The sequence below is a fragment of the Streptomyces sclerotialus genome (assembly GCF_040907265.1).
Classification (GTDB): domain Bacteria; phylum Actinomycetota; class Actinomycetes; order Streptomycetales; family Streptomycetaceae; genus Streptomyces; species Streptomyces sclerotialus.
The window spans coordinates 2,932,961-2,957,170 of record NZ_JBFOHP010000002.1 but is presented as its reverse complement, the minus strand read 5'-3'; the positions used below and the strand labels follow the sequence as shown (position 1 = coordinate 2,957,170).

The following is a 24,210-nucleotide window of genomic DNA, read 5'->3' as shown; positions in this document are numbered from 1 at the left end:
CCCAGCCGGGACGGGCGCCCTTCGCGTTCCTGCGGCGCCGCATGTCAGCGGCGTGTTCTCGCCCCCGCCGGTCCGTTTCGCGAGGAGTGTGAGCCCGGTCACCTACAGTGAGTCGCCGGGTGTTCACCCTCGGGTGGCAAGGTGCCGGTTCGGGTGCCGGAACGCGGGGGAAGACGGCTCTGAGAACCGTCGCGCGGATCCGCCGCACCGGCCCGGCGCACACCGATCGGTCACAAGGTGAACGAGTGTGTCGCAGGCCCTTACATGGGGGCGCGACGCGTTCTAGTCTGATCCTGCTCGAAGGTTACTCGCGAGTCACCAGCAATGAAGCGGGCCCCGGAGGAACACGTGACGGACAGCCAGTCGTTGATCGAGAACCGGCCACCTTCCGTGGCGACGCTCTTCCTGGAGCGGGTCGCGGCCACCCCCGAGAGCGAGGCCTACCGCTATCCCGTGCCGCCTGCCTCGGGCCAGGGCCCGGACGACTGGAAGTCGCTCACCTGGGCCCAGGCCGCACAGCGCGTGTACGCCACCGCCGCCGGCCTCGTCGAGCTGGGCGTGGCCCCCGAGGAGCGGGTGGCGCTGGCGTCCAGCACCCGGGTCGAGTGGATCCTCACCGACCTCGGTGTGCTCTGCTCGGGCGCGGCCACCACGACCGTGTACCCCAGCACCAACGCGGACGAGACGGCGTACATCCTCGCCGACTCCGGCAGCCGGGTGATGATCGCCGAGGACGCCGCGCAGCTGGCCAAGGCCCGTGAGTGCCGCGCCGAGCTGCCGGACCTCGCGCACGTCATCGTGATCGACGAGGCGGCCGCCGTACCGGCCGAGGGCGACCCCGAGGGCTGGGTGCTCTCGCTCGCCGAGCTGGAGCGGCGCGGCGCCGCGTACCTGGAGAAGAACCCCAGCTGTGTGAAGGAGCGGGTCGCGGCCCTCCGCGCCGACCAGCTGGCCACGCTGATCTACACCTCCGGTACGACGGGCCGTCCGAAGGGCGTCCGGCTGCCGCACGACTGCTGGGCGTACATGGCCCGCGCGATCCAGGCGACCGGCCTCGTCAACGAGGACGACGTGCAGTACCTCTGGCTGCCGCTCGCGCACGTCTTCGGCAAGGTGCTGACCGCCGGCCAGATCGCCCAGGGGCATGTCATCGCCGTGGACGGCCGGGTCGACAAGATCATCGAGAATCTGCCGGTCGTGCGGCCGACGTACATGGCAGCCGTGCCGCGGATCTTCGAGAAGGTCTACAACGGCGTCGCCGCCAAGGCCCGCGAGGGCGGCGCGGCGAAGTACAAGATCTTCCAGTGGGCGGCCGGCGTCGCCCGCGAGTACGCCAAGGTCTCGCAGGACAACTTCCGTCGCACCGGCACCGCCTCGGTGCCGTTCGGACTCGCCGCCAAGCACAAGGTGGCCGACGCCCTCGTCTACGCCAAGCTGCGCGAGGCGTTCGGCGGGCGGCTGCGCGCCGCGGTCTCCGGCTCGGCGGCGCTCGCGCCCGAGATCGGCTACTTCTTCGCCGGCGCCGGCATCCACATCCTGGAGGGCTACGGCCTGACCGAGTCCAGCGCGGCCAGCTTCGTGAACCCCGGCGAGGCGTACCGCACCGGCACGGTCGGCAAGCCGCTGCCCGGTACGGAGGTCCGGATCGCCGAGGACGGCGAGATCCTGCTCCGCGGTCCCGGCATCATGCAGGGTTACCACGGGCTGCCGGAGAAGACGGCCGAGGTGCTGGAGTCGGACGGCTGGTTCCACACCGGTGACATCGGCGAGCTGTCCGCCGACGGCTACCTGCGGATCACCGACCGCAAGAAGGACCTGATCAAGACCTCCGGCGGCAAGTACATCGCCCCGGCCGAGGTGGAGGGCCAGTTCAAGGCGGTCTGCCCGTTCGTCTCCAACGTCCTCGTGCACGGCGCCAACCGCAACTTCTGTACGGCGCTGATCGCCCTGGACGAGCCGACCATCCTGACCTGGGCCAAGGAACACGGCCTGGCCGGCAGGACGTACGCCGAGGTGGTCGCCACCGAACAGGTCCGCGAGCTGATCGACGGCTACGTCGAGCGGGTCAACGAAGGACTGCAGCGCTGGCAGCAGATCCGCAAGTTCCGCATCCTGCCGCGGGACCTGGACATCGAGCACGGTGAGGTCACACCCAGCCTCAAGGTCAAGCGGCCGGTCGTCGAGCGCACCTTCAAGGACCTGCTGGACGACATGTACGCCGGTACCCGCGAGTCCTGACCCGGCCGCGCCGGGGTCCGCAGCTGAACGGGCGGGCCCCGACCGGTCGGCCGGCGGGCGCGGCAGGGGTCACGGGCGGCCGTGGCGCAGCGCCCGTACCGTCTCCTCCAGGGCGGCCATCCTCGCGCGCAGCTCGCCCGCTTCGAGGTGGTCGCTGCCGGCCAGCGTCTCCTCCATGGCGGCGATACGGTCCGCCAGCTCCTCGATGCGGTCCCGGTCCTGCTGCCGCAGCCGGCGCAGCTGGCGGTTCTTCTGGTGCAGCTCCAGGAAGACCTTCACCTTGGCACGCAGCACCCAGGGGTCGAAGGGTTTGGTGAGGTAGTCGGCGGCTCCCGTGGAGTAGCCGCGGAAGGCGTAGCCGGAGTCGGCGTCCGTCCCGGTCAGGAAGATGATCGGGATGTGCTTGGCCTGGTCGAGACGTTTGATGTTGGTCGCGGTCTCGAAGCCGTCCATGCCGGGCATCAAGATGTCCAGTAGTACCACCGCGAAATCCTGCCTGAGCAGCGCTTTCATCGCTTCCTCGCCGGACCGCGCGCGAACGAGCGGTTCACCGAGTGAGCGCAGCACAGCTTCCAGCGCGGCGAGGTTCTCTTCCATGTCGTCGACGAGGAGGATCCCCGCCCGGTCGTCGCTGAGGGTGCTGGTGACGTGGTTCATGACTGGCCTTCTGAACTGGTGTACTCCTACGGACCACTGTCTTCGCCCCTGCCGGCCGCTTCGGCCGGGTCGCCGTCGCCCTCCTGGCCTGCCGGCGCGCCGCCGTCGGGGGACGGCGCGGACGAGCGGTACTTGGAGAGCAGATCGACCGCGACGTTCAGCAGCCGGTCCACGTCGAGGGGCTTGGGGAGATAGTCGTTGGCACCTGTCTCCAGCGACTTCTCGCGGTCGCCCGGCATGGCCTTGGCCGTGAGGACGACAACGGGGAGATCGGCGTACCGCGGGGTGCGCCGGATGGCGCGGATCGTTTCGTACCCGTCCATCTCCGGCATCATGATGTCCATCAGGACGAAGTCGATGCCGGGGTTCTTGCCGAGCATCTCGATGGCCTCCCGGCCGTGCTCGGCGTAGATCACCCGCATGCCGACCCGGCTGAGGACGTTCGTCAGCGCGAAGGCGTTGCGGATGTCGTCGTCGACCACCAGTGCCTGGGCGCCCGAGAGCAGCTCGCCGGTGGCGCCCCTGGCCCACTGCTCCACGTTGGAGACGGCGGGCCAGGCGGTCTCCTCGGGGACCCCGGACGGCGCGGGAGCCAGTGGCCGGGGAGGCTCCGGCGGCGTTTCCTCCGGGGCCGCCTCGCCGGTGATGTCCTGGTCCTCGACGGCGGGCAGCGGCTCGACGGGGTCCGCGGTGCCCCGGCACCTGACGGGGATGCGGAAGACGAAGGTGGAACCGGCGCCGGGCTCACTCTCGGCCGTGAGGATGCCGCCCAGCAGGCCCGCTATTTCCCTGCTGATGGAGAGGCCGAGGCCGGTGCCGCCGTACTTCCGGTTGGTCGTGCCGTCGGCCTGCTGGAACGCCTCGAAGATGACCGGCAGCTTCTCGGGCGCGATGCCGATGCCGGTGTCGGTGACGGTGAAGGTGACGGTCTCGTCGGCCGCCAGGTCCACATGCAGGTCGATCTTGCCCTTGGAGGTGAACTTCAGGGCGTTGGAGAGGAGGTTGCGCAGTACCTGCTTGATCCGCTTCTCGTCGCTGTAGAGCTCCTTGGGCACCACGTCGGTCACCGAGACCTCGAAGGCCAGGCCGCGGTCCAGGGTCAGCGGTCGGAAGGTGTCGTGGACGTAGTTGAGCAGCTTGATCAGTGGCACCCGGGCGGGGAAGACGTCCATCCGGCCGGCCTCGATCTTGGAGAGGTCGAGGATGTCGTTGATCAGCTGGAGCAGTTCGGAGCCGGAGCGGTGGATCATCGCCGCGCTCTCCACCTCGTGCCGGCTGAGGTGGCCGTGCTCGTTGTCGATGAGCATCTGCGCGAGGATCAGCAGGGAGTTCAGCGGATTGCGCAGCTCGTGCGACATGTTCGCCAGGAACTCCGTCTTGTACCGCGAGGAGCTGGCCAGCAGCGCGGCCTTCTCCTCCAGCGCGGCGTTGGAACGCTGCAGCTCGGCCTGGCGGCGCTGGAGCTCACCCGTCCGCTCCTGGAGCTGGCGGGCCAGCCGCTGGGACTCGCTGAGCAGCGACTCGGTACGGGAGTTGGCGACGATGGTGTTGATGGCGACGCCGATGGTGTTCACGAACTGGTCGAAGAAGGCGAGGTGGACGTCGGAGAAGCGGGAGAAGGACGCCAGCTCGATCACGCCGAGGGTCTGGTCCTCGAAGAGCACGGGGATGATCACGACGGTGGTCGGGGCCGCCTCGCCGAGCCCGGAGTCGACCTTGATGTAGTCCGACGGCACCTCCTCCACCAGGATGCGCTTCTTCTCGATGGCGGCCTGGCGCACCAGGCCGTGGCCGTGCGAGCCGGGGGTGTCGATGCTGGCGTCGTGCGCCGAGCCGTACCCCGCGATGAAGTCCAGGCGCAGCTCGTCGGTCTCGGCGCTGGCCAGGAAGAACGCGCCGTACTGCGCGTTCACCAGCGGCGTCAGCTCGCGCAGGATCAGGTCGGCGACCTCCACCAGGTCGCGGTGGCCCTGCATCAGGCCGGCCAGCCGGGCGAGGTTGGCGTCCAGCCAGTCCTTGGCGCGGGTGGTCTCGCGGAGGTTGGAGACCATCATGTTGATGTTGTTCTTCAGCTCGTCGACCTCGCCGCGGGCCTCGACCGTGACGTTGCGCGTCATGTCGCCGGAGGCCACCGCGCTGGTCACCTCGGCGATCGCCCGGACCTGCGTGGTGAGGTTCAGCGCCAGCTCGTTCACACTGGTCGTCAGGGACTTCCACGTGCCGTAGACGCCCTCGACGCGGGCCTGGCCGCCCAGCTGGCCCTCGCTGCCGACCTCGCGGGCCACCCGGGTCACCTCGGAGGCGAACGAGGACAGCGTGTCCACCATGGTGTTGAGCGTGGTCTTGAGCTCCAGGATCTCGCCGCGCGCATCGACGTCGATCTTCTGCGACAGGTCGCCCTGCGCGACGGCGGTCGCGACGAGCGCGATGTTGCGCACCTGCGTCGTGAGGTTCGACGCCATGAAGTTGACGTTGTCGGTGAGGTCCTTCCAGACCCCGGAGGCGCCGCGCACCTGCGCGCGCCCGCCGAGGTTGCCCTCCGTACCGACCTCGCGGGCGACCCGGGTCACCTCGTCGGCGAACGCCCGCAGCTGGTCGACCATGCCGTTGACGGTCTCCTTCACCTCCAGGATCTCGCCGCGCGCATCCACCGAGATCTTCTTCGACAGGTCGCCGTCGGCGACCGCGGTGGTGACCTGGGCGATGTTGCGTACCTGGGAGGTGAGGTTGGAGGCCATGAAGTTGACGTTGTCGGTGAGGTCCTTCCAGACGCCGGAGGCACCGCGCACCTGGGCCTGGCCGCCGAGGTTGCCTTCCGTACCGACCTCGCGGGCGACCCGGGTCACCTCGTCGGCGAACGCGGAGAGCTGGTCGACCATCGTGTTGATCGTCGTCTTCAGCTCCAGGATCTCGCCCTTGGCCTCGACCGTGATCTTCTTGCCGAGGTCACCCTCCTTCACCGCCGTCGCCACAAGGGCGATGTTGCGCACCTGGGTGGTGAGGTTGTCCGCCATGAAGTTGACGCTGTCGGTGAGGTCCTTCCACATCCCCGACACCCCGCGCACCTGCGCCCGGCCGCCGAGCCGCCCGTCCGTACCGACCTCGCGGGCGACCCGGGTCACTTCGTCGGCGAACGCGGAGAGCTGGTCGACCATCGTGTTGACGGTCTCCTTCAGCTCCAGGATCTCGCCGCGCGCGTCGACCGTGATCTTCTGGCTGAGGTCGCCGTTGGCGACCGCGGTGGTGACCTGGGCGATGTTGCGTACCTGGGAGGTGAGGTTGGAGGCCATGAAGTTGACGTTGTCGGTGAGGTCCTTCCAGACGCCGGACACGCCGGGCACCTGCGCCCGGCCGCCGAGCCGGCCCTCCGTACCCACTTCTCTGGCCACCCGCGTGACCTCGTCGGCGAACGCGGAGAGCTGGTCGACCATCGTGTTGACCGTCAGCTTCAGCTCCAGCAGCTCGCCGGTCGCCTCGACCGTCACCTGACGCGTCAGGTCGCCGCGCGCCACCGCCGTCGTCACCGCCGCGATGTCCCGCACCTGCGCGGTCAGCCGGGCGGCCATCGTGTTGACCGCCTCCGTGACGTCCCGCCAGCTCCCGGACAGCCCGGCGACCTTGGCCCGGCCGCCCAGCCGCCCCTCGTTGCCCGACTCCCTGGCCACCCGGGTGACCTCACCGGTGAACAGCGAGAGCTGATCGACCATGGAGTTCACCGCGCGGCCCAGCCGGCAGCGGTCGCCGCGCAGCCTGCGATGGCCGTCGTGCAGCTCCACGCGCTGCGTCAGGTCACCGCCCGCCACGGCGTTCAGCACCTTCGTCGCATGGGCGGCCGGAACGACCAGCGCGTCGATGATGTCGTTGGCCGCCAGGACGGAGGAGGTCCAGGTGCCCTGGCCGGGGCTGGCCGTCATCCGCTCGTCCAGCCGGCCCTGGCGGACCAGCTCCGAGCGCAGCCGCACCAGTTCGTCGGCGTGGTGCTGGGTGCGGATGACGATGTCGTTGAACGCCCCGTGCAGCTCGGCGAGTACGCCGTCGTACGCCACGGGGAGGCGGGTACGGAAATCACCTGAGGACATCGAGACGAGCGCGGACAGCAGCGGCTTGAGATCGGCTGTGCGCACCCAGTCGGTGCCTGTCTCCCGCGGAGCGCGGGGCACTGCAGAATCCACCGACATAGTGGCCCACTTCAGTAACTCGGTGCGAATGGGTGGGCTCAGTCTGTCACCCTGAAGGTGGCGCAATCGGCGCTATTGCGGAACTGCTCGGGAGTGCTCAATGAGGACGACAACTCCGTCGGAATCCGACGTGGTGCGCAGGCGGGCCGTGGCCCGGCCCGACGCCGCCCCCGGCGCCGGCAGAGACGAGTCCGCCGAGGGCTGCCCGGCCGGTGGCCGGCAACCCGCCGCCGGTGCATACGGAGGCGAGAGCTCCCGCGCCGTCGGCCTCCCCGGGGCGCCCATCGCCGCCGGCGCCGCCCGGCAGTTCGTCCGTACGACGGTCGCCGACTGGGCCACCCGCGAGCTGCCCGGCGCGCAGTATCTGACGGAGCGCCTCGCCGAAGAGGCCGAGCTGCTCGTCAGCGAGCTGGTCACCAACGCCGTCGTGCACGCCGGGACCGCCGTCGAGCTGCTCTGCCGGCTGGACGAGGACGGCCCCTGCACCGCCGTGATCGTCGAGGTCTCCGACCACCACCCGGCGCGCCCGGTGCGCGGCCGCCACGACGCGGTGACGGCCGAGGGCGCAGGCCGTGGGCTGCAGCTGGTCGGCGCGCTGGCCGACGCCTGGGGCATCACGTACCGGCGCACGCTGAAGACCGTGTGGTTCCGGGTGACGGCCGACGGCCCGGAGGCGGGGTACGAACCACCCGTCGAGGTGTTCGACGCGCACCACCCGGTGACAGGCGGGCCGCAGGCCACCGTGCTGATGTCCCCCGCGCCGCAGCGGGCCGCGCTGCGGCGCTGCGAGGTCGAGCGGCTCGACCACGGCGCGCTGTCCTTCCTCGCCGAGGCGTCCGACCTGCTCAGCGGGCAGCTGGACGCGGACCAGGTGGCCGCGCTGGTCGCGCAGCTGATCGTGCCGCGGATGGCCGACTGGTGCGCGGTGTGGCTGGACGACGGAGGGGACTTCGGCACGCCCCGCCTCTCCCGCGTCTGGCACGCCACGGAGAGCCGTATCGACGGGCTGCGTGAGCTGCTGGTGAAGGACCCGCCGGTGCTGACCGGCCGGGGCGGCGAAGGCCAGACCCCGGGCGCGGGGCCCTGGCCCTGGCCCGGCGAGCCCAGCGGCTTCGGCCCCGGCGGCGCGGCCCTGGCCTGCCCCCTGATCTCCGGCGTACGGCGGCACGGCACGCTGCTGATAGGCAGGGCAGGACTGCTGCGCTTCCCCGACGAAGTGGTCTCGCTCATCGAGGACCTGGCGGGCCGGGTGGCCCGGGCCATCGCCACCGCCGACGCCTACAGCCGCCAGGAACGCATCAGCAGGGTGCTGCAGCGCCGGCTGCTGCCGGGCCGGCGCGCCGAGGTGCCGGGCGTCGCCTCGGCCGTGGTGTACGAGCCGCGCGAGGGCGCCTGGGCCGGCGGCGACTTCTGGGACCTCTTCCAGGCGAGCGAGGGCCGCTGGTGCTTCATGCTCGGCGACGTCTGCGGCAGCGGCCCGGAGGCGGCGGCCGTCACCGGTCTGGCCCGTCCGGTGCTGCGGCTGCTGGCCCGCGAGGGGTACGGCGTCGGCGACGTGCTGGACCGGCTGAACCGCACGGTCGCGCGGGAGGCCGCCGACTCCGTCGCGGCGGTGGCCGCCGCGGTGGTCGAGGCCGGTTCCGAGGCGGAGCTGCAGCCCGGCTACCGCGAGGAGAGCGAGCAGGCACGCTTCCTCTCCCTCCTCTACGGCGAGATCGTCCCGCACGAGGGCGGGGCCGGGGGAGCGCGCTGCACGATCGCCAGCGCGGGGCACCCGCTGCCGCTGGTCCTCGGTACGGACGGCACGGTACGGGCGGTCGCCGGGCCGCAGATGCTGCTCGGCGTCCTGGAGGACACGGCGTACGAGAGCGAGTCCTTCGACCTCGCGCCCGGGGAGACGCTGCTGTGCGTCACCGACGGCGTGACCGAGCGGCGCTCGGGCGGGCGGCTCTTCGACGACGAGGACGGGCTCGCGCAGGCCCTGGCGGAGTGCGCGGGGCTGGGCGCCGACGGCGTCGCCGAACACCTCCGGAGCCGGGTGCACGCCTTCGGGCCGACCCCGCCGGACGACGACCTGGCGCTGCTGGTCCTCCAGGCGCTGCGGCCGTAGCGGGACGGCGGAAGGGGGCACTCGCCGAGTACCGGACAATGGACGTATGCCTTCTGCACTCCCCGACGGCGAGCCCATGCCCGAGGACGGGGCGCTGCCCGCCTCCGCCCTGGACGGAGCGGGCGAGCGGCCGCTCGGGTTCTATCTGCACGTGCCGTACTGCGCGACCCGCTGCGGATACTGCGACTTCAACACCTACACCGCGAACGAGCTGCGCGGTTCCGGCGGTGCGCTCGCCTCGCGCGAGAACTACGCCGACACCCTGATCGAGGAGATCCGGCAGGCCCGCAAGATCCTCGGCGCGGACCCCCGCCAGGTCGAGACGGTCTTCGTCGGCGGCGGTACGCCCACGCTGCTGCCGGCCGCCGACCTCTCCCGCATGCTCGCCGCCATTCGCGACGAATTCGGCTTCACGCCGGACGCGGAGATCACCACCGAGGCGAACCCGGAGTCCGTCGACCCGCGCTACCTCGCGGAACTCCGCGCGGGCGGCTTCAACCGGGTCTCCTTCGGCATGCAGAGCGCCCGGCAGCACGTCCTCAAGATCCTGGACCGTACGCACACCCCGGGCCGCCCCGAGGCCTGCGTCGCCGAGGCCCGCGCGGCCGGCTTCGACCACGTCAACCTGGACCTGATCTACGGCACGCCCGGTGAGTCCGACGACGACTGGCGGGCCTCCCTGGACGCGGCGGTCGGCGCGGGCCCCGACCACGTCTCCGCGTACGCGCTCATCGTGGAGGAAGGCACCCAGCTCGCCCGCCGCATCCGCCGCGGCGAGGTCCCGATGACGGACGACGACGAGCACGCCGACCGTTACCTCATCGCCGAGGAGACCCTGACCGCCGCGGGCTTCACCTGGTACGAGGTCTCCAACTGGGCCACGTCCGAGCCGGCCCGCTGCCGCCACAACGAGCTGTACTGGACCGGCGCCGACTGGTGGGGCGCGGGCCCCGGCGCGCACAGCCACGTCGGCGGCGTCCGCTGGTGGAACGTGAAGCACCCGGGCGCGTACGCGCAGGCGCTGAGCGAGGGCCGGTCGCCGGGCGCGGGCCGCGAAGTCCTGGCGGACGAGGACCGCCGGGTGGAGCGCATCCTGCTGGAGCTGCGGCTGGCGGCGGGGTGTCCGTTGGAGCTGCTGCGCCCGGCGGGTCTCGCGGCAGCGGAGGAGGCCCTCTCCGACGGCCTCCTGGAGCCCGGCCCGTACGAGGAGGGCCGCGCCGTCCTCACCCTCCGCGGCCGCCTCCTCGCGGACGCGGTGGTGCGGGATCTGGTGGACTGATCACTCGCGGGAGTGAACTGCTGCAGTTTCCGAGTGACGTTGCCTACGCTGTCCCTAGGCTGCCGCCGACAGCACGCGGCGAATGTGGAGGACCACGGAGATGACCGCTGTGGACGAGCGCATGATCGCTGTATTCGACGAGCACCCCGAGCTCTTCGAGGGGTACAAGATCGAGCTCTTGCGGGGGAACATCGTGATGATGGCGGGGCCCGATCGGGTCCACAACTGGATCGTGCAGGATGTTCAGGACCAGATCCCACGGGAGCGTTGGCACCGTCTCCAGACCCAAGACATTGCCATCCCCGGCGAGAGCAGTGAGCCGCAGCCGGATCTCGTAGTGTTCGAGAAGGGGGCTGTCGAGGGGCCGGGCCGCCTCATCCCCTCCCCGGCCGTCACGTTGCTGGTGGAGGTCGTCTCCAAGAGCACCGGCGACGCGGACTATGGCGTCAAGCGTTCCATCTACGCCGCTGGATCGGTGCCCGCGTACCTGATCATCGATCCGTTCGAGGCCGAGTGCCTCCTGCTCACCGAACCGACAGGCAAGGGCGAGCAAGCCGACTATGAGGTGGAGCGGACGGTCAAGTTCGGCGCCCCGGTGCCACTTGACATGCTCGGCATCGAATTGGACACCAGCGGCTTCGGCACACTGCCGAAGGTCAGGCGCCATCGCCGGCCGTAACAAAGTCGATCAGCTCCTCCACCCGCCCCAGCAGCGCCGGCTCAAGGTCTTTGTACGTACGCACCGAGCCGAGGATCCGCTGCCACGCGGCCCCCGTGTTCTCCGGCCAGCCGAGGGCCCGGCAGACGCCCGTCTTCCAGTCCTGGCCGCGCGGGACGGACGGCCAGGCGGGGATGCCGACGGACGCCGGCTTCACGGCCTCCCAGATGTCGATGTACGGATGGCCGACGATCAGGACGTTCGCGTCCGTGACCGACGCGGCGATGCGGGACTCCTTGGAGCCGGGCACCAGGTGGTCGACGAGGACGCCGAGGCGGGCGTCCGGGCCGGGGGAGAAGGAGCGGACGATCGAAGGAAGAGCGTCGACGCCCTCCAGGTACTCCACCACGACGCCTTCGATGCGCAGGTCGTCACCCCAGACGCGTTCGACCAGTTCCGCGTCGTGGCGGCCCTCGACGTAGATGCGGCCGGCGCGGGCGACCCGGGCGCGGGCGCCGGGCACGGCGAGGGAGCCCGAGGCGGTGCGCTGCGGTCCCTGGGGGCGTGCGGACGCGGCGGAGGGGCGAACGAGGGTGACGACCTTGCCCTCCAGGAGGAAGCCGCGGGGCGTCATCGGGAAGACCCGGTGCTTGCCGAAGCGGTCCTCCAGGGTGACCGTCGGTCCCTCGGCGGTCTTCTCGCAGCGGATGACGGCCCCGCAGAAGCCGGTGGCGACCTCTTCGACGACGAGATCGGGCTCGGCCGGCACCTCGGGCGCGGGGCGCTGCTTCTTCCATGGGGGAGTGAGGTCGGGACCGTACTGTCTGCTGCGCATTCGACAGACGATATGCGCGGACGGCGCCCCTCGGGTGGGCTAGACGGGCGACACGCCGAAGCGGCGGGCGAGCTCGTCGCGCTGGGCACGGACGAAGCGGGCATCCACGACGGCGCCGTGCCCGGGGACGTACCGCGCGTCCTCGCCCCCGAGGGAGAGCAGCCGGTCCAGCGCCCCCGGCCAGCACGCGGGCAGCGCGTCGGGGCCGGCCTGCGGCTCGCCCGACTCCTCGACGAGGTCGCCGCAGAAGACGATCTCCGGCTCGCCGGGCCCGCACCGTACGCAGACCGCCAGGTCGTGCGCGGTGTGCCCGGGCCCGACGTTGGCCAGCAGGACGCGGCGGTCGCCGAGCTCCAGGGTGCGTTCGCCGCACACCGCGTGCTCCGGGACCACCACGATGTCCACGGCCTCGGCGGTCGCGCCGGGATCGGCCCCGTTGCGTACCGCGTCGCCGAGCAGCGCCTCCGGCTCGCGCCGCAGCAGCTCGGCGAGCCCGGTCGCGCCGAAGACGGTCACGCCCGCGAACGCCGCCGTGCCGAGCACATGATCGAAGTGCGGATGGGTGAGGGCGATGTGGGTCACCTCACGGCCGAGCACCTCGCGCACCTGGCGGCGCAGCTCCGCGCCCTCGCGCAGCCCGGACCCCGTGTCGATCATGAGGACGCCGGTGGTGCCGGCCACGACCCCGACGGTGGCGTCCCAGCCCGGCAGCCGACGGCGTGCGACGCCGTCCGCGAGCCGCTCCCAGCCTGCCTCTTCCCAAGTCGTGCCCATACCGCGACGCTAGCCCGGATACCGGGAAATCGCGCGCGGCCGCCCGGCTGACCTGGGCGGATCCCGGGGGCATGGACCGGTCCCGGCGCGATACGGTGGCCCGCCGGGCCGCGAGCCGTGTCGCCCGGCCTTGCCCTGGCCGTGCTACCCGGCCGTACACTGGACCGGGGTTTGGCACTCGGACCGGTCGAGTGCCAGGGACGGTCGGACCCCGGCCGGACCTGCGGCCCCGGTCAGGCGGCCGGAGACGGCCTGGGAAAAGCGCGGGACTGGAGGTGTGCGCGATGCTCAGCGAACGCAGACTCGAAGTGCTGCGTGCCATCGTCCAGGACTACGTCGGCACCGAGGAGCCGGTCGGCTCCAAGGCGCTCACGGAGCGCCACCACCTCGGCGTCTCACCGGCCACCGTCCGTAACGACATGGCCGCGCTGGAGGACGAGGGCTACATCGCGCAGCCCCACACCAGCGCCGGCCGTATCCCCACCGACAAGGGTTACCGCCTCTTCGTCGACAAGCTGGCGGCGGTCAAGCCGCTGTCGGGTCCCGAGCGCAAGGCGATCCACAGCTTCCTCGACAGCGCGGTGGACCTCGACGACGTCGTGGCCCGTACGGTGCGGCTGCTCGCGCAGCTGACCCGGCAGGTCGCGGTGGTGCAGTACCCCTCGCTGACCCGGTCCACCGTCCGGCACGTGGAACTGCTGTCGCTGGCACCGGCCCGGCTGATGCTCGTCCTGATCACCGATACCGGACGGGTCGAGCAGCGCATGATCGACTGCCCCGCGCCGTTCGGCGAAACGTCTCTGGCGGACCTGCGGGCCCGGCTCAACAGCCGTGTCGTGGGACGCCGGTTCACCGACGTGCCGCAGCTGGTGCAGGACCTTCCCGAGTCCTTCGAGACGGAGGACCGGGGCACGGTCTCGACAGTGCTGTCGGTGTTGCTGGAAACTCTGGTGGAGGAGACCGAGGAGCGGCTGATGATCGGCGGTACCGCCAATCTCACGCGCTTCGGACATGATTTCCCGCTGACGATCCGGCCGGTGCTGGAGGCACTTGAGGAGCAGGTCGTGCTGCTCAAGCTGCTGGGAGAAGCCAAGGATTCGAGCATGACCGTGCGCATCGGGCACGAGAACGCTCACGAAGGCCTCACTTCCACATCGGTCGTCGCCGTCGGCTACGGTTCGGGCGACGAGGCAGTCGCCAAACTCGGCGTGGTCGGACCGACCCGCATGGACTACCCCGGAACGATGGGAGCGGTACGCGCAGTGGCACGTTACGTCGGACAGATCCTGGCGGAGTCGTAAGTGGCCACGGACTACTACGCGGTCCTCGGTGTCAGCCGCGACGCCTCGCAGGACCAGATCAAGAAGGCTTTCCGGCGGCTGGCGCGCGAGCTGCACCCGGACGTGAACCCGGATCCCAAGACCCAGGAGCGGTTCAAGGAGATCAACGCCGCTTACGAGGTGCTGTCGGACCCGCAGAAGAAGCAGGTCTACGACCTCGGCGGGGACCCGAACTCCCAGGGCGGCGGCGCCGGTGCCGGCGGCTTCGGCGCGGGCTTCGGCAACTTCTCCGACATCATGGACGCGTTCTTCGGCACGGCGTCGCAGCGCGGGCCGCGCTCGCGCACCCGCCGCGGCCAGGACGCCATGATCCGGCTGGACGTGGAGCTGAACGAGGCCGCGTTCGGTACGACCAAGGACATCCAGGTCGACACCGCCGTGGTGTGCACGACCTGCTCCGGCGAGGGCGCCGCGCCCGGCACCTCCGCGCAGACCTGTGACATGTGCCGCGGTCGCGGTGAGGTCTCGCAGGTCACCCGGTCCTTCCTGGGCCAGGTCATGACCTCCCGGCCCTGTCCGCAGTGCCAGGGCTTCGGCACGGTCGTGCCGACCCCGTGCCCCGAGTGCGCGGGCGACGGCCGCATCCGGTCGCGCCGTACGCTCACCGTCAAGATCCCGGCCGGTGTGGACAACGGCACCCGCATCCAGCTCGCGGGCGAGGGCGAGGTCGGCCCCGGCGGCGGCCCGGCCGGTGACCTGTACGTCGAGATCCACGAGGTCGCGCACCCGGTCTTCCAGCGGCGCGGCGACGACCTGCACTGCACGGTCACCATCCCGATGACCGCGGCGGCGCTGGGCACGAAGTGTCCGCTGGAGACGCTGGACGGGGTACGCGACGTCGACATCCGGCCCGGCACCCAGTCCGGCCAGTCCATCCCGCTGCACGGCTGCGGCATCACGCACCTGCGCGGTGGCGGCCGCGGTGACCTGGTCGTCCACGTCGAGGTCCAGACCCCGGGCAAGCTCGACCCGGAGCAGGAGGAGCTGCTGCGCCGGCTCGCCAAGCTCCGCGGCGAGGAACGCCCGACGGGCCAGTTCCAGCCGGGCCAGCAGGGGCTGTTCTCGCGGTTGAAAGATGCCTTCAACGGACGATGAGAGGCGCTGAACGCTGTGTACACGGTCGCTCCCCGATTCGGGGGGCGGCCGTGACGCGTGACACGATGTGGGCATGCCCACCGCGCTGACCGAGCTGAGCCCTCACCCGATCGTGCAGGCGCCCATGGCCGGCGGCGCCTCGTGTCCCGAGCTGGCCGCGGCCGTCAGCGCCGCCGGCGGCCTGGGCTTCCTCGCCGCCGGATACAAGACGGCCGACGGCATGTACCAGGAGATCGAGCGGCTGCGCGGGCTGACCGGCCGCCCCTTCGGCGTGAACCTCTTCATGCCGCAGCCCGAGCTCGCGGACGACGCGGCCGTCGAGGTCTACCGCGAGCAGCTCGCGGGCGAGGAGACCTGGTACGGGACCGCGCTCGGTGACGCCCACGGCGCCACCGACGACGACTACGACGCCAAGCTCGCCATCCTGCGTGAGGACCCGGTACCGGTCGTCTCCTTCACTTTCGGCTGCCCCACAGCCGAGACCGTGGAATCCCTGGCCCGGGTAGGCACGTACACCGTCGTGACGGTCACCACGGCCGCCGAGGCGCGGGCCGCGCAGGAGGCCGGTGCCGACGCCGTGTGCGTTCAGGGCACGGAGGCGGGCGGCCATCAGGGCACCCACCGCGACGACCCGCAGAGCGACGGCACCGGCGCGGGCGTCGGCCTGCTGACGCTGATCGCCGAGGTCCGCGAGGCCGTCCGGCTGCCGGTGATCGCGGCGGGCGGGCTGATGCGCGGCGCGCAGATAGCCGCCGTGCTGGCGGCGGGCGCGGTGTCGGCGCAGCTCGGTACGGCGTTCCTGGCCTGCCCCGAATCCGGCGCCCACCCGCTGCACAAGCAGGCCCTGACCGACCCGCTGTTCGCCCGTACGGAGCTGACCCGGGCGTTCTCCGGGCGCCCGGCCCGCGGGTTGGTGAACCGTTTCCTGCGCGAGCACGGCCCGTACGCCCCGGCCGCCTATCCGGCCGTCCACCACCTCACCTCGCCGGTCCGCAAGGCCGCGGCGCAGGCCGGTGACCCGCAGGCCATGAACCTGTGGGCGGGCCAGGGCCACCGGCTGGCCCGGCGGCTGCCCGCGGCAGACCTGATGGAGGTGCTGGTGGCCGAACTGGCCGCGGCACGTGCCGTGTCGAACCCCTCCGGCCCCGCCGGACCCGGATCCCTTGGGAGTGCCCCGTGACCGCCCCGGTCTTCCTCGTCGACTCGCTGGCCGGCGCCGCGCCGGGCGTGGCCCTCACCCTGGACGGCCCCGAGGGACGGCACGCGGTGTCCGTTCGGCGGCTGCGCGTCGGTGAGGAGATCGTGCTGACGGACGGCGCGGGCACGGGCGCGTACGGGACGGTCGCCGCGGTCGAGGGCAAGGACCGGCTGGACGTCGCGGTGACGGACGTACGGACCGAGGAGCCGCCGCGGCCGCGCATCACGGTCGTCCAGGCGCTGCCCAAGGGCGACCGCGGCGAACTGGCCGTGGAGACCATGACCGAGACCGGCGTGGACGCGATCGTGCCGTGGCAGGCGGCCCGCTGCGTGACGCAGTGGAAGGGCGAGCGGGGCGCCAAGTCGCTGACGAAGTGGCGCAACACGGCGCGGGAAGCCGGGAAGCAGGCACGCAGGCTGACGTTCCCCGAGGTCGCGGCGGCCGCGTCGACGAAGGGCGTGGCGGAGCTGCTGTCCGGTGCGGCCTTCGCCGCCGTACTGCACGAGGAGGGCAGCGAGCCGCTGGCCCGCGCCGAACTCCCCGCCGACGGCGGCATCGTGCTCGTCGTCGGGCCCGAGGGCGGCGTCTCGCCGGAGGAGCTGGAGCTGTTCGCGGCGGCCGGGGCGAAGCCGTACCGGCTGGGCGCGAGCGTCCTGCGGACCTCCACGGCCGGCACGGCCGCCACGGCACTGCTGCTGGGCCGCACGGGCCGCTGGGACTGAGCCCCGCGGGCCGTACGGCCTTGCGCGCCGGATCGGGTGGTGTCAGATCAGCGTGGCGTTGAGCGTGATGTTCTTGACGCCCGCCAGGGCCTGGCTGACCGGGCAGTTCTTCTTGGCGTCCTCGGCCGCCGCCTGGAAGTCGTTCTCCGACAGGCCGGGGACACTGGCCTTCACGGTCAGCACGATGCCGGTGATGCCCTCGCCGGGCTGGAAGGTGACATCGGCCTGGGTGTCGACCGTCTCGACGGTGTAGCCCTTGCCCGCCAGGCCGTGCGAGAACGCCATGGAGTAGCAGGAGGAGTGGGCCGCCGCGATCAGCTCCTCGGGGCTGGTCGTGCCGTTCGGCTGCTCGGCGCGGGCCGGCCAGTTCACGTCGTACGTACCGATGCCGGAGGAGTCCAGGGCCACCTGGCCCTTGCCCTCCAGCAGGTTGCCTTCCCAGTGGGTCTTGGCCGTGCGCGTCGTTGCCATGTGGGTCGCTCCCGTATGTGGCGGAACTCAACTTTTCGCGGCCCAGGTTAGTGATGGTCGGGCCGGCCGGGGGAGCGCCGCGCGGAGTTGGCCGGAGCGGGCCTGTCGGGCCGCGTGGCGGCGATGGCACGCTGCGGGGCATGAAGGGACGCGTGCGGGGCCGTTGGTTACGGGCGTTGGCAGCGGCGGGTGCCGCGGGTGCGGTGGCCGCCGGAACAGCGGCGTGTGAGCCGTCCGGCTACTCCAACACATCCGCGATAGCGGTGACGACGGACCGCCAGGGGACGCGGGCACTGGAGTGGGAGAGCGTCGACGTCCGCTGGCTCAGCTGTACGGCGTCGGCGCCGAACGGCGGCGCACCGGAGGCCACCCCCGGCGCGGGCGGCGGCAGCGCCAGGGTCGACTGCCAGGGCGAGAGCGCCAGCGGCGAGCGGATCACCATCCGAGGGAATGTGACCAGGGAGGTCAACGGCCGGTGCGTGGAGGGCAGTGGCCTCACCGCGCGGGTCGGCGACCGGGTGATCTTCCGTACGAACACCATCGGCAACTGCAACGCCCCGGCCGCCGGAGGTACGGAACAGCCGAACTCGAACCCGGACTCCAACCCCGCCCGTGACGACAACCCCGGCGGCGACAACAGCGGCGGGGGCGGCGGCGACAACCCCGGCGGCGACAACGGCGGCGGGGGCGGCGGCGACAACGACAACAGCGGTGGCGGCGGCAGCGACGACGGCAACAGCGGCGGCGGTGGCGGCGACAACGAGAACGGCAACGACAACGGCGGCGGGAACGGCGACGACGGCAACGGCGACGACGGCAACGGCGACAACGGCGACGGGGACTGGAACGGCGGCCACGACGACTGCCCCGACGGCGGCCACGACGACAACGGCCACGACGACGGCAAGTGGCACGACGACCACGGCGACGGTGGCGACCACAAGGACAACGGCGGTAACGACGACCACGACGGCAGCGACAACCACGACGACAACGGCGGCAACGACGACCAGGGCGACGGTTCGAAGGACCGTTCCGGCACCTGGGTGGCACGCTAGTGACGGCCGGCCGGTCCCTGATCGGTACGATGCGGGTCGTACGAGCCGACGACCCGTGAGGAGCGCACCGGTGGCGGGAGAACCGCAGGCCGACTGCCTGTTCTGCAAGATCGTGGCGCGCGAGGTGCCCGCCACGATCGTCCGAGAGACCGAGACGACCGTCGCCTTCCGCGACATCAACCCCCAGGCGCCCACCCACGTCCTGGTGATCCCCAAGTCCCACCACCCGGACGCCGCGTCGCTGGCGGCCGCCGAGCCGCAGGTCGCCGCCGACGTGCTGCGCGAGGCGGGCGAGGTCGCCGCGGAGGACAAGGTCGACGGCACCGGCTTCCGCATCGTCTTCAACACCGGCACGGGCGCCGGCCAGACCGTCTTCCACGCGCACGCCCACGTGCTCGGCGGCCGCGGCCTCAACTGGCCCCCCGGATAACGGCCACCGGAGCGGATCAGCACCTTGTCCGTACGTGAACTGGTCGTCCTCGGCACCGCCAGCCAGGTGCCCACCCGGCACCGCAACCACAACGGCTACCTGCTGCGCTGGGACGGCGAGGGCCTGCTCTTCGATCCCGGCGAGGGCACGCAGCGCCAGATGCTGCGCGCCGGGGTCGCCGCGCACGACCTGAACCGGCTGTGCGTCACGCACTTCCACGGTGACCACAGCCTGGGCCTGGCCGGGGTGATCCAGCGGATCAACCTCGACCGGGTGCCGCATCCCGTCACCGCCCACTACCCCGCGAGCGGAGCACACTTCTTCGAGCGGCTGCGCTACTCGACGGCCTACCGGGAGACCGTGAAGCTGCGGCAGGAGCCGGTGTCCGGCGACGGCGGCACGATCGCCGACACGGCCCGCTGGACGCTCACCGCGCGCCGCCTCTCGCACCCCGTCGAGTCCTACGGCTACCGCCTCCAGGAGCCGGACGGGCGGCGGATGCTGCCCGAACGGCTGGCCGAGCACGGCATCTCAGGGCCCGCGGTGGGCCGGCTGAACCGGGAGGGCTCGGTCGTCCGGGAGGACGGCCGTGCGGTCACCCTGGAGGAGGTCAGCGAGGTACGCCCTGGCCAGTCGTTCGCGTTCGTGATGGACACCCGGCTGTGCGCCGGGGCGCACGAGCTGGCGGCGGGCTGCGACATGCTCGTCATCGAGTCCACGTTCCTGGACGGAGACCGGCGGCTGGCGGAGGAGCACGGCCACCTGACGGCGGGCCAGGCGGCCATGGTCGCGCGCGACGCCGGCGTCCGGCACCTGGTGCTCACGCACTTCTCGCAGCGGTACGCGGACCCCGCGGAATTCGAGCGCGAGGCCCGCGAGGCCGGTTACGAGGGCGAACTGACCGTCGCCCGGGACCTGATGCGGGTGCCGCTGCCCAAGCGCCGCCCCTAGGGCGCCGCAGGACAGGGCGCCGCAGGTCAGGGCAGGTAGTACATCGGGTTCGGCAGCTTGAAGGTGCGGTCCGCGTAGCCGCCCTTCAGGTCCGAGTACTGGTCGCCGAAGTTGGCCACGATGTCGTAGCCCTGGGATTCGATGTGCTTGCGGGTGCCGGACTTGTACTCGACGGTCGAACAGCCGGCGCCGCACGGCAGGTAGGCCGGCGGGTTCTGCTTGTCCTTGAGGTAGACGTGCCCGCGGTCCAGCGGGACGTCGTAGCCGACGTTCTTGAGGTTGCGGACGCTCCAGTCGCGCTGGGCCTCCTTGCGGCCGGTGACGAAGAAGACCTCGTACCCCTTGGCGCGGGCGTGGTTCACCAGCGCGTCCATGCCGAAGACCGGGGCCATGTCGTGGCTCTTCAGGTATGCGTCCTGGGCCTTCTCGTCGAAGGCGAACCCGATCTGCAGCTCGAAGTTGTAGGTGAGCAGCGTGGTGTCGTCCATGTCGAGGACGACGGCGGGCTTCCCGGTCCCCTTGTGGTGCCGCACCGCGCTGTCCAGGTAGCGCTGCGCCTTCGCCTCGATGCCGCGGACCTGGCGGGCGTAGTTGCTCTTCGGGGAGGCGTGGTGCTGCCCGTCGGCGGTCACGGTGTCGCCGTAGTACGCCTTGATCCGGTCCTGCACCTGGGTGAGGTTGGGTATCTCCTTGTCCGAGTGCGGGACGGAGTGTTCGGCGGTGGCCTGGCCGACGCCGAACGCGGTGGTGGCGGCGACGGCCGCCGCGGCGGCGAAAGCGCCCAGGCGCGCGCGGAAACGCATGTACTTCTCCTGCGGAGTGGAGCGGAAAGGGGACCCCGGTAGATCTAGCAGGCGTTGCTTCTGCGTATCTACGCGCGGAGATTAAATGGTTGGCAAATCATGCGAGGGTGGCACGGAGTGCCAGAGAGCCGGTGGCGGGGTGCCGGTGGGTGCCGGTGTGAAGTCGACGGGGAGCCGGTGTCAGCGCCACTCGGGCGCGCCCGCGCCCTGTGCGTGCGGCGCGGCCGCCTCGATCTTCGTGCGGACATCGGTCATGACCGCGACGATCCGCCGCTCGCGTTCCTCGGTGAGCCGCGCGACCGGGACGGAGGCGCTGATCGCGTCGGTCGCCGGGGAGTCGTACCGCAGCGCGAACCCGAAGCCGGCGATGCCGGTGACCCCTTCCTCGCGCTCGGTCGCGTAGCCGAGCGCCCGTACCCGCGTGAGGTCGGCCGCGAGCGCCGCGCGGTCGGTGAGGGTGTTCTCGGTCAGCGCCGCCAGCGGCCCGTCCGGCAGCGGGAGCGTCCCGTCCGCCGCCCGCTCGGCGAGCAGCGCCTTGCCCAGCGCGCTCGCGTGGGCCGGCAGCCGCCGCCCGACCCGGCTGATCGTCCGCAGGTACGCGCGGGACTCGCGGGTGGCGAGGTAGACCACGTCCGGGCCGTCCAGCCGGGCCAGGTGGACGGTCTCGCCCAGCGCCTCGGACGCCTCGTCGAGGTACGGGCGCGCGGCCCGGACCAGGGGGTCGGTGTCGAGGTAGCTGGTGCCGGCCAGCAGGGCGTGGATGCCGATGCCGTACAGCGAGCCGGTGGTGTCGGTGCGCACCCAGCCGCGGTCGATGAGGGTCTGGAGCAGTGCGTACATGCTGCTGCGTGGCACGCCCAGCTCCTCGGCCAGCTCGCGCAGCCGGGCCGGGCGGTCGCCGCGGGACGCGAGGACCTCCAGCAGCTCCACGGTGCGGGCCGCCGACTTCACTTCGCGGACCCCGCCGCCCCTCTCCGACATGCGCCGATGGTAGCCGCGGAGGCTGTCCCGGGCCGCAGGCCGGCTGCCGGTCCGGACCGTATGCCGGCTGCCGGACCTATTGACGGCCGTGGGGCGCGTCTCTAGCTTCTATTCTCATCCGTGGACGCCATCTACATATGGAGACAGGCTCATGACGGCCTCACCGGTCACCGAACGGTTGCGCGCGGGCATGGCCCGCGGCGTGCTGTCCTTCCCGCTCACCTCCTTCACCGACGGCGGCGCGCTGGACCTGGCCGCGTACCGGGACTACCTCGCGAGCCGGATCGCCGCCGGGCCGCCCGGCGCGCTCTTCCCGGCCTGCGGCACCGGCGAGTTCTTCTCCCTGGACGAGGCGGAGTACGGCCAGGTGATCCGGGCCGCCGTCGAGGCGGCGGACGGGCGGCTGCCGGTCGTCGCGGGCGTGGGATACGGCTGGGCGCAGGCCGCGCGGTTCGCCCGGATCGCCGAGGACGCCGGGGCCGACGCCGCGCTGCTGATGCCGCACTACCTCGTCAGGGCCCCGCAGGACGGCCTGGTCGCCCAGGTGCGCGAGGTCGCCTCCCGCACCGGGCTGCCGATCATCGCGTACCAGCGCGACCACGTCGCCTTCACCGCCGACAGCGTCCGCAGGATCGCGGAGATCCCCGGCGTCATCGGCCTCAAGGACGGCCACAGCGACCTGGACCGGCTCCAGCGCGCCAAGCTCGCGGCCCCCGACGGCTTCCTGTTCTTCAACGGCGCCGCCACCGCCGAACTCCAGGCCCGTCAGTACGCGAGCCTGGGCGTCACCGCGTACTCCTCCGCCGTGCACGCCTTCGCGCCCGAGATCGCCGGCGCCTTCTTCGCGGCGCTCGGCGAGCGGGACGACGCCGCCGTCGAGAAGCTGCTGACCGGTTTCTACATCCCCTTTGTAGAGCTGCGCGACCGGGTGCCCGGGTACGCCGTGTCGCTCGTCAAGGCGGCGGCCCGGCTGCGCGGCCTGCCCGTCGGCCCCGTACGCGCCCCGCTCACGGACCCCTCGGCCGCCGACCTCACCGCCCTCACGGCGCTCCTGGAGCGCGGCCTCGACCTGGTAGGAGCCACCCGATGACCGGCCGCCCGGCGACGTCCCCGGCCGCCGCTGACCTCACCATCGCCGGAGTCCGGCTCACCCCGGTCCTGGTCGCCGACCCGCCGCTGCTGAACACCCAGGGCGTGCACCAGCCGTACACCCCGCGGCTGATCGTCGAGGTGGTCACCGCGGGCGGCGTGACCGGCCTCGGCGAGACGTACGGCGACACCAAGTACCTCGACCTCGCCCGCCCCCTGGCCGACGCCCTGACCGGCCGCCCGGTCACGGACCTGAACGCGCTGCCCGCACTGGCCGCTGAGGTCTGCGGCGACTCGCCCGAGGCGACCGCCGCCGGCGCGGTGGACGTCGGCGGCCTGCGCGGCGTCCAGACCGCCGACAAACTGCGCCTCTCCGTGCTGTCCGGCTTCGAGGTCGCCTGCCTGGACGCCTGGGGCAAGGCCGCCGGGCTGCCCGTGCACGCCCTGCTCGGCGGCAAGGTCCGGGACCGCGTCGACTACAGCGCCTACCTGTTCTACCGCTGGGCCGAGCACCCCGGAGGCCACGGCGAGGCCGACGACTGGGGCGCCGCCGTCGACCCCGCGGGCATCGTCGCCCAGGCACGGCGGCTCGCCGACACCTACGGCTTCGGTTCCTTCAAGCTGAAAGGCGGAGTGTTCGAGCCGAAGGAGGAGATAGCCGCCGTCCGTGCGCTGGCCGAGGAGTTCCCCGGCAAGCCGCTCCGCCTGGACCCCAACGGGGCCTGGTCCGTGGAGACCTCCCTGACGGTCGCCGACGAGCTGGCGGACGTACTGGAGTACCTGGAGGACCCGACGAGCGGCACGGACCGCATGGCGCAGGTCGCGGCCCGTACGGAACTTCCCCTCGCCACCAACATGTGCGTGACGACCTTCGACGAGATCGCCGAGGCGTTCACCCGCGGCGCCGTCCAGGTCGTCCTCTCCGACCACCACTACTGGGGCGGCCTGCGCAACACCCGCGAACTGGCCGCGATCTGCCGCACCTTCGGCGTCGGCGTCTCCATGCACTCCAACACCCACCTCGGCATCAGCCTCGCCGCGATGACGCAGGTCGCGGCTACCGTCCCCCACCTCCACCACGCCTGCGACAGCCACTACCCCTGGCAGACCGAGGACGTCCTCACCGAGCGCCTCACCTTCGAGGACGGCGCCGTCGCGGTCACCGACACCCCGGGACTCGGCGTCGAGCTCGACCACGACCGCCTCGCCGCGCTGCACCAGCGGTGGCTGGACGACGACGGCAGCCGGCGCGACCGGGACGACGCGGCGGCGATGCGGATCGCCGACCCGACGTGGACGACTCCGGCCGTGCCGCGCTGGTGACTCCCCATGACCGGCCGGCG

At 71.8% G+C, this 24,210-nt stretch carries 20 protein-coding genes; 13 read left to right on the top strand and 7 right to left on the bottom strand.

Features of this window, described 5'->3' with window-relative positions:
• The first annotated feature begins 324 nt into the window (after nt 1-324).
• The gene (locus AAC944_RS13205) at nt 325-2,238 is read left to right on the top strand and encodes an AMP-dependent synthetase/ligase (protein WP_438272798.1); all 1,914 of its coding nucleotides are present in this window, start codon (nt 325-327) and stop codon (nt 2,236-2,238) included.
• Nucleotides 2,239-2,307: 69 nt separating this feature from the next.
• On the opposite strand, the gene AAC944_RS13200 is transcribed toward AAC944_RS13205, so the two are convergent.
• Nucleotides 2,308-2,895: a response regulator gene (locus AAC944_RS13200; protein WP_030614632.1), complete on the bottom strand. Its 588-nt coding sequence runs from the start codon at nt 2,893-2,895 to the stop codon at nt 2,308-2,310.
• Nucleotides 2,896-2,921: 26 nt separating this feature from the next.
• Complete coding sequence (locus AAC944_RS13195) at nt 2,922-7,073, bottom strand: HAMP domain-containing protein (protein ID WP_368397171.1); 4,152 nt, start codon at nt 7,071-7,073, stop codon at nt 2,922-2,924.
• A gap of 100 nt (nt 7,074-7,173) precedes the next feature.
• Between AAC944_RS13195 and AAC944_RS13190 the strand changes: the two genes are divergently transcribed.
• From AAC944_RS13190 to AAC944_RS13180, 3 genes are all read left to right on the top strand, one after another.
• Nucleotides 7,174-9,183, top strand: a complete 2,010-nt coding sequence (locus tag AAC944_RS13190; protein WP_030614629.1) for a SpoIIE family protein phosphatase — start codon at nt 7,174-7,176, stop codon at nt 9,181-9,183.
• Between the two features lie 46 nt (nt 9,184-9,229).
• Nucleotides 9,230-10,462: a radical SAM family heme chaperone HemW gene (hemW, locus tag AAC944_RS13185; protein ID WP_030614627.1), complete on the top strand. Its 1,233-nt coding sequence runs from the start codon at nt 9,230-9,232 to the stop codon at nt 10,460-10,462.
• 100 nt (nt 10,463-10,562) lie between these two features.
• Nucleotides 10,563-11,141: a Uma2 family endonuclease gene (locus AAC944_RS13180; protein WP_030614625.1), complete on the top strand. Its 579-nt coding sequence runs from the start codon at nt 10,563-10,565 to the stop codon at nt 11,139-11,141.
• On the opposite strand, the gene AAC944_RS13175 is transcribed toward AAC944_RS13180, so the two are convergent.
• Entirely contained in the window at nt 11,119-11,955 is an 837-nt protein-coding gene (locus tag AAC944_RS13175; protein ID WP_030614622.1) for a DUF3097 domain-containing protein, read from the bottom strand. The two genes, AAC944_RS13180 and AAC944_RS13175, sit on opposite strands and share 23 nt — an antisense overlap.
• A gap of 39 nt (nt 11,956-11,994) precedes the next feature.
• On the bottom strand, nt 11,995-12,729 hold the full coding sequence (locus tag AAC944_RS13170) for an MBL fold metallo-hydrolase (protein ID WP_030614619.1): 735 nt from the start codon (nt 12,727-12,729) through the stop codon (nt 11,995-11,997).
• Between the two features lie 284 nt (nt 12,730-13,013).
• On the opposite strand from AAC944_RS13170, the gene hrcA reads away from it, so the two are divergent.
• The 4 genes from hrcA (at nt 13,014) to AAC944_RS13150 (ending at nt 17,084) form a co-directional block, all read left to right on the top strand.
• On the top strand, nt 13,014-14,030 hold the full coding sequence (gene hrcA / locus AAC944_RS13165; RefSeq protein ID WP_030614617.1) for a heat-inducible transcriptional repressor HrcA: 1,017 nt from the start codon (nt 13,014-13,016) through the stop codon (nt 14,028-14,030).
• Nucleotides 14,031-15,164, top strand: coding sequence for a molecular chaperone DnaJ (dnaJ, locus tag AAC944_RS13160; RefSeq protein ID WP_030614614.1), 1,134 nt, complete (start codon nt 14,031-14,033; stop codon nt 15,162-15,164).
• A 73-nt stretch (nt 15,165-15,237) separates the two neighbouring features.
• Complete coding sequence (locus tag AAC944_RS13155; protein ID WP_030614610.1) at nt 15,238-16,344, top strand: nitronate monooxygenase; 1,107 nt, start codon at nt 15,238-15,240, stop codon at nt 16,342-16,344.
• The gene (locus tag AAC944_RS13150; RefSeq protein ID WP_030614608.1) at nt 16,341-17,084 is read left to right on the top strand and encodes a 16S rRNA (uracil(1498)-N(3))-methyltransferase; all 744 of its coding nucleotides are present in this window, start codon (nt 16,341-16,343) and stop codon (nt 17,082-17,084) included. Before AAC944_RS13155 ends, AAC944_RS13150 begins: the two co-directional genes overlap by 4 nt.
• 42 nt (nt 17,085-17,126) lie before the next feature.
• Here AAC944_RS13150 and AAC944_RS13145 read toward each other — a convergent pair whose 3' ends face one another.
• Nucleotides 17,127-17,555, bottom strand: a complete 429-nt coding sequence (locus AAC944_RS13145) for an OsmC family protein (RefSeq protein ID WP_030614603.1) — start codon at nt 17,553-17,555, stop codon at nt 17,127-17,129.
• Nucleotides 17,556-17,695: 140 nt separating this feature from the next.
• Here AAC944_RS13145 and AAC944_RS13140 point away from each other — a divergent pair, with 140 nt between their 5' ends.
• From AAC944_RS13140 to AAC944_RS13130, 3 genes are all read left to right on the top strand, one after another.
• Nucleotides 17,696-18,613: a hypothetical protein gene (locus AAC944_RS13140; RefSeq protein WP_196942992.1), complete on the top strand. Its 918-nt coding sequence runs from the start codon at nt 17,696-17,698 to the stop codon at nt 18,611-18,613.
• Nucleotides 18,614-18,683: 70 nt separating this feature from the next.
• Nucleotides 18,684-19,043: a histidine triad nucleotide-binding protein gene (locus AAC944_RS13135; RefSeq protein ID WP_030615132.1), complete on the top strand. Its 360-nt coding sequence runs from the start codon at nt 18,684-18,686 to the stop codon at nt 19,041-19,043.
• A 24-nt stretch (nt 19,044-19,067) separates the two neighbouring features.
• Nucleotides 19,068-19,994, top strand: a complete 927-nt coding sequence (locus tag AAC944_RS13130; protein ID WP_030614597.1) for a ribonuclease Z — start codon at nt 19,068-19,070, stop codon at nt 19,992-19,994.
• 26 nt (nt 19,995-20,020) lie between these two features.
• Here AAC944_RS13130 and AAC944_RS13125 read toward each other — a convergent pair whose 3' ends face one another.
• A complete protein-coding gene (locus tag AAC944_RS13125; RefSeq protein ID WP_030614594.1) occupies nt 20,021-20,797 on the bottom strand; it encodes an HAD family acid phosphatase in 777 nt (258 codons plus the stop codon).
• A gap of 180 nt (nt 20,798-20,977) precedes the next feature.
• Nucleotides 20,978-21,778 (bottom strand): IclR family transcriptional regulator, encoded by an 801-nt coding sequence (locus tag AAC944_RS13120; RefSeq protein WP_030614591.1) that lies wholly within the window; start codon nt 21,776-21,778, stop codon nt 20,978-20,980.
• Nucleotides 21,779-21,929: 151 nt separating this feature from the next.
• On the opposite strand from AAC944_RS13120, the gene AAC944_RS13115 reads away from it, so the two are divergent.
• On the top strand, nt 21,930-22,868 hold the full coding sequence (locus tag AAC944_RS13115) for a 5-dehydro-4-deoxyglucarate dehydratase (protein WP_030614588.1): 939 nt from the start codon (nt 21,930-21,932) through the stop codon (nt 22,866-22,868).
• Nucleotides 22,865-24,190: a glucarate dehydratase family protein gene (locus tag AAC944_RS13110; protein ID WP_051871748.1), complete on the top strand. Its 1,326-nt coding sequence runs from the start codon at nt 22,865-22,867 to the stop codon at nt 24,188-24,190. The genes AAC944_RS13115 and AAC944_RS13110 overlap by 4 nt, the downstream gene beginning before the upstream one ends.
• Nucleotides 24,191-24,210 lie beyond the last annotated feature (20 nt).

What these genes read in the sequence shown, in the direction of transcription:
- hrcA (WP_030614617.1), top strand. Translation starts at nt 13,014, where the DNA reads ATGCTCAGCGAACGCAGACTCGAAGTGCTGCGTGCCATCGTCCAGGAC.
- AAC944_RS13170 (WP_030614619.1), bottom strand. Translation starts at nt 12,729, where the DNA reads ATGGGCACGACTTGGGAAGAGGCAGGCTGGGAGCGGCTCGCGGACGGC.
- hemW (WP_030614627.1), top strand. Translation starts at nt 9,230, where the DNA reads ATGCCTTCTGCACTCCCCGACGGCGAGCCCATGCCCGAGGACGGGGCG.
- AAC944_RS13110 (WP_051871748.1), top strand. Translation starts at nt 22,865, where the DNA reads ATGACCGGCCGCCCGGCGACGTCCCCGGCCGCCGCTGACCTCACCATC.
- AAC944_RS13195 (WP_368397171.1), bottom strand. Translation starts at nt 7,073, where the DNA reads ATGTCGGTGGATTCTGCAGTGCCCCGCGCTCCGCGGGAGACAGGCACC.
- AAC944_RS13125 (WP_030614594.1), bottom strand. Translation starts at nt 20,797, where the DNA reads ATGCGTTTCCGCGCGCGCCTGGGCGCTTTCGCCGCCGCGGCGGCCGTC.
- AAC944_RS13180 (WP_030614625.1), top strand. Translation starts at nt 10,563, where the DNA reads ATGACCGCTGTGGACGAGCGCATGATCGCTGTATTCGACGAGCACCCC.
- AAC944_RS13155 (WP_030614610.1), top strand. Translation starts at nt 15,238, where the DNA reads ATGCCCACCGCGCTGACCGAGCTGAGCCCTCACCCGATCGTGCAGGCG.
- AAC944_RS13145 (WP_030614603.1), bottom strand. Translation starts at nt 17,555, where the DNA reads ATGGCAACGACGCGCACGGCCAAGACCCACTGGGAAGGCAACCTGCTG.
- AAC944_RS13205 (WP_438272798.1), top strand. Translation starts at nt 325, where the DNA reads ATGAAGCGGGCCCCGGAGGAACACGTGACGGACAGCCAGTCGTTGATC.
- AAC944_RS13200 (WP_030614632.1), bottom strand. Translation starts at nt 2,895, where the DNA reads ATGAACCACGTCACCAGCACCCTCAGCGACGACCGGGCGGGGATCCTC.
- AAC944_RS13115 (WP_030614588.1), top strand. Translation starts at nt 21,930, where the DNA reads ATGACGGCCTCACCGGTCACCGAACGGTTGCGCGCGGGCATGGCCCGC.
- AAC944_RS13175 (WP_030614622.1), bottom strand. Translation starts at nt 11,955, where the DNA reads ATGCGCAGCAGACAGTACGGTCCCGACCTCACTCCCCCATGGAAGAAG.
- AAC944_RS13120 (WP_030614591.1), bottom strand. Translation starts at nt 21,778, where the DNA reads ATGTCGGAGAGGGGCGGCGGGGTCCGCGAAGTGAAGTCGGCGGCCCGC.
- AAC944_RS13190 (WP_030614629.1), top strand. Translation starts at nt 7,174, where the DNA reads ATGAGGACGACAACTCCGTCGGAATCCGACGTGGTGCGCAGGCGGGCC.
- AAC944_RS13140 (WP_196942992.1), top strand. Translation starts at nt 17,696, where the DNA reads ATGAAGGGACGCGTGCGGGGCCGTTGGTTACGGGCGTTGGCAGCGGCG.